Source organism: Desulfofalx alkaliphila DSM 12257 (assembly GCF_000711975.1).
In the GTDB taxonomy this organism is placed as follows: domain Bacteria; phylum Bacillota; class Desulfotomaculia; order Desulfotomaculales; family Desulfohalotomaculaceae; genus Desulfofalx; species Desulfofalx alkaliphila.
Window position 1 is genome coordinate 1 of the sequence record NZ_JONT01000052.1, and the last position, 3732, is coordinate 3732.

A 3732-nucleotide genomic window follows, 5' to 3' on the forward strand; every position below is an offset into this window, starting at 1 on the left:
CTTATTTTAGGGATGCTATGCGGTGACTCCTTCTTTTTTGCTACTATGGAATTTTACGCTGCCATTCTCGGTACTTTTATATTACCAAAAACAGAAAAGGGAGTTAGAGGATAATTAGATATAGGAATATTCAATTAATTTCAGTTTATTTGAAACCACTCCAGCTAAGGTGTGGTTTTTTATTGACTATTATAAAGCCTCTTTAATTCAACATTTCTCATCTAAGGAGTAATCTTAAATTTTGTGGGGTTAGTGCATTTCTTATGTTTACATAAAGGAGGTCCGTATATGAAGGTAACTGCGGAATTCATAAAGGAATTAGAAAGATTAGTATCAATTTATGAAAAGGAAGTCCGTAAAGCCCAAGATGATGGGTATTTAACTAAAAGTACAGCCAAAACTTATTTAACACACACATTTAATTTTGTTAAGTGGTGTAATGGTAATTTCATTCCAGGTGGGAGAAATGCTAAATAGGCAGCTTAATGGGGTTGAACAGTTTACCAGATGATGTTACATACAGATTTATACATCAGCCACCCCAGATTCATATGTTGATTTAGAGAAAAAACAAAAATCATATCAAAATATAGCAGTATGGTATCCTTAAGAATACAAAAATGATGTTGTTTCGGAGCTAATTTGTGCAACGGAATTAAAATCTGACCAACTGGATGACATAAATTACGAGCCTATTTGAATTGAGCAACGCATATAGAGGTTAAAAGAAGACGAAAAACCGCCCTATCTTAAATGAGTTTATCAATTTTGAAATATAAAAATAAAAGATTATCTACTGGTGTGTAAAGAAGCCTAAATGATATGTGGATGCTCCGCTATAGAAAAACCCTAATCTATCTGGTTTAATAACAAAATATGACATAATGTCCAAAGGAGTTGTTGCTTTTAACATGGAACAGAATATTTAGGGATTTTACTGCATTTAAATCTATAAAAACCCCTGGGAAGGTGATAATGGTTGGAAAAGATACAAGTTCTTTTATTTACAGGTATATTGGTTATTGGCATAATCCTTGTTTTCAGTAGTTTTTCAAGGAATAAAAAAGAGGAAGGACTATCAAATATCATAATTATGGCGGGCTTAGAATTAATAATAAGCTCATTTGGAACAATTGAAGATAAAATAGTATCAATAGTTAGCCTTGTTTTAGTTAATACAGAAATTGAGGTATTAAGGATATTTGAAAATAATTCAGACACTAATATTACTCAACTTGGGGTAGGCTTATTGTTGTTAGTATTAGGTTTTTATCTAAAGCGCTATATTAAGAATAAAATATACATATTAAATATTAATGGTGTCTTTGACCAAAGGATAGAAAATCATCGCAATGATTTGAAGTTAAGTGCCTTTGAATTTAAAGAGAGAGAAATAGATTTTATTTGGCTGTATAAAAAAGGCATGTCAAAACACATAGCTCGAGATATTATTGAACTAATACAAGAGAAAATAAAATCATTCAGAAACGAAAGCAAAGAGTATAAACGTGGTTATACAGGAATATCACCAATTCCATTTATTATGTATGCAGGAACACTTCTTAAGAAAGATGAGTTTCATGAATATTTTGAATACGACAAAATGGAAACTCACAAATATTATAGGCTAAAAAAAATTGGACGGATGAAAAAAAACAAATACACTGTTCTGGGCCCAAAAACAAATATAAGCGATGTTAATAAGTATGCAAATGAAATTGTCTTAGCTATTTCTATTACTTCGGAAATTAAAGAGACGGATTTAGAACAGTTTAGCGGTAAAGAAATTGTACATTTGCTTGTTGATAAATTAGGTGATAATACTATAAGGTATAAAGAGCAACTAAGGGAATATACAAGGGTTATTTATGACACAATTGAACTACTAAGCAAATCTATTGATAAATTAACTAAAATACATCTCATATATTCTGGACAGAGTTGCTTAGCTTTAGAATTAGGAAAAATTATTGACGATAATAGAATGACACAAATTATAAATTACCATTATGTACGTGAATCATCATGTAGATACCCTTGGGGAATAGTCTTAAATGGGAAAAACAAGGGTGAGTATGTAGAATTAGAATGTGGGGGTGGCTCTATTGTTTGATTTAGAGACAGAGTTTAACATATTTTATAGAGATTATGTTGTGCTTTCGAAAGATGAGAAACAAAATCTATATAATAAAAAGGATCTAAATTTAGATAGACTTAAAGATGGTCTACAGGAGTACAATGAGGAAAAAAAGACAGAATATAAAATAAAGGACAATGTAGTTCAGGGTAGCGTGGCAATGTCTACGGTAACACAGAATGATAAACATGATTATGATATTGATGTAGCAGTAATTTTTGATAAAGATAATATTCCCTCAGGAACTACAGCTGTTAAAAACATAGTTGTAAACTCATTAAAGAAAAAATGTAAACAATTTAAAACTGAACCTGAGGCAAAAACTAATTGTGTAAGGGTGGCATATGAAGAGGGATACCATATAGATTTTGCTGTGTATAGACGGTTTAAAAATGATTCTGATGAATTTGAATATGAACACTGTGGAAGCGAGTGGAGTAAAAGGGACCCAAGAACAATTACTAACTGGTTTATTGAAAACAATAAGGCTCAGGACTATAAACTAAGAAAAATTGTGAGACTGTTAAAGATGTTTTGCAAATCAAGGGAACATTGGGTTATGCCAGGTGGCTTGATTCATACAGTATTAGTTGTAGAATGTTTTGAACCTAATGATAGAATAGATAAATCTTTTTATAATACAATAAAAGCAACAAGAGATAGATTAAAAAATGATAAAGAAGTCAAAAATCCTGTTGATGATAGCTTGAGTCTCATTATAAAAGAAAGTGATAAAACTAAAGTTGAAAACCTTTATAACAGATTATCGACATATATAGATAAATTAGATATTTTATTTACTGATGGTTGTACAAAGGAGCAAGCTATTGAGGCGTGGAATGATTTTTTTAACCACTCTTATTGGAGTGATTTATTAACCGAAGATACTCAAAAAGCAAATGAGTCTGCATATTGCGCTACTGAAACTTTTCCTGAATGTGATGAAACAGAAGAGTTTATTGAACATATTTACCCCATCGATATTAAATATGACTTAAATATTAATTGTCGTGTCACGCAGGATGGTTGGAGAACAAAATTACTAAGAAGTATGCTGAGATTAAAAGAACCACTGAGGCTAAATAAGAATCTTGAATTCTTCATTGAAGGAACTAATGTGCCTCCCCCATATAAAGTTTTTTGGAAGGTGAGGAATATAGGGGATGTTGCAGAGCAGAAAAACTGTATTAGGGGACAAATTGTAGAGGATAAGGGTAAGAACACTAAAAAGGAGGAAACCTCTTTTAGGGGGCCTCACTTTGTAGAATGCTATATAGTTAGATATGGGGTATGCGTGGCAAGGAGCAGAATAGATGTACCAATAAACATATTATAATACCTGAGAAGATGACCCCAAATCACCCTTTTATCCTAAAACTAAAAGGCTGTCAGATTTGACCTTAGAACTTATTTTTAGATCCTTAAATATCTTTATAAATTAAGGATCTAATATGTTAACACAACGCTCAAATATGTAGGATACAAATAAAGTTCTTCTGAATGTATTTGGCAAGTAGGAAATGTATGTAATGGCAGTTAAAAATGCATTTACTTGCCAACATCCCAAAATTCTAGTTTTTCAGTAATGATTCTTT

The 3732-nt window shown here is 31.3% G+C and carries 3 protein-coding genes; all 3 read left to right on the forward strand.

Annotation, left to right across the window (positions count from 1 at the left end; genetic code table 11):
- The first annotated feature begins 288 nt into the window (after nt 1-288).
- Nucleotides 289-477 (forward strand): hypothetical protein, encoded by a 189-nt coding sequence (locus BR02_RS0112890; RefSeq protein WP_031517733.1) that lies wholly within the window; start codon nt 289-291, stop codon nt 475-477.
- A 502-nt stretch (nt 478-979) separates the two neighbouring features.
- A complete protein-coding gene (locus tag BR02_RS0112895; RefSeq protein WP_051688321.1) occupies nt 980-2113 on the forward strand; it encodes an SAVED domain-containing protein in 1134 nt (377 codons plus the stop codon).
- On the forward strand, nt 2106-3473 hold the full coding sequence (locus BR02_RS0112900) for a nucleotide-binding domain-containing protein (RefSeq protein WP_031517737.1): 1368 nt from the start codon (nt 2106-2108) through the stop codon (nt 3471-3473). The genes BR02_RS0112895 and BR02_RS0112900 overlap by 8 nt, the downstream gene beginning before the upstream one ends.
- Nucleotides 3474-3732: the final 259 nt, after the last annotated feature.

Coding starts and splice junctions, on each gene's coding strand:
- BR02_RS0112890 (WP_031517733.1), top strand. CDS start 289: ATGAAGGTAACTGCGGAATTCATAAAGGAATTAGAAAGATTAGTATCA.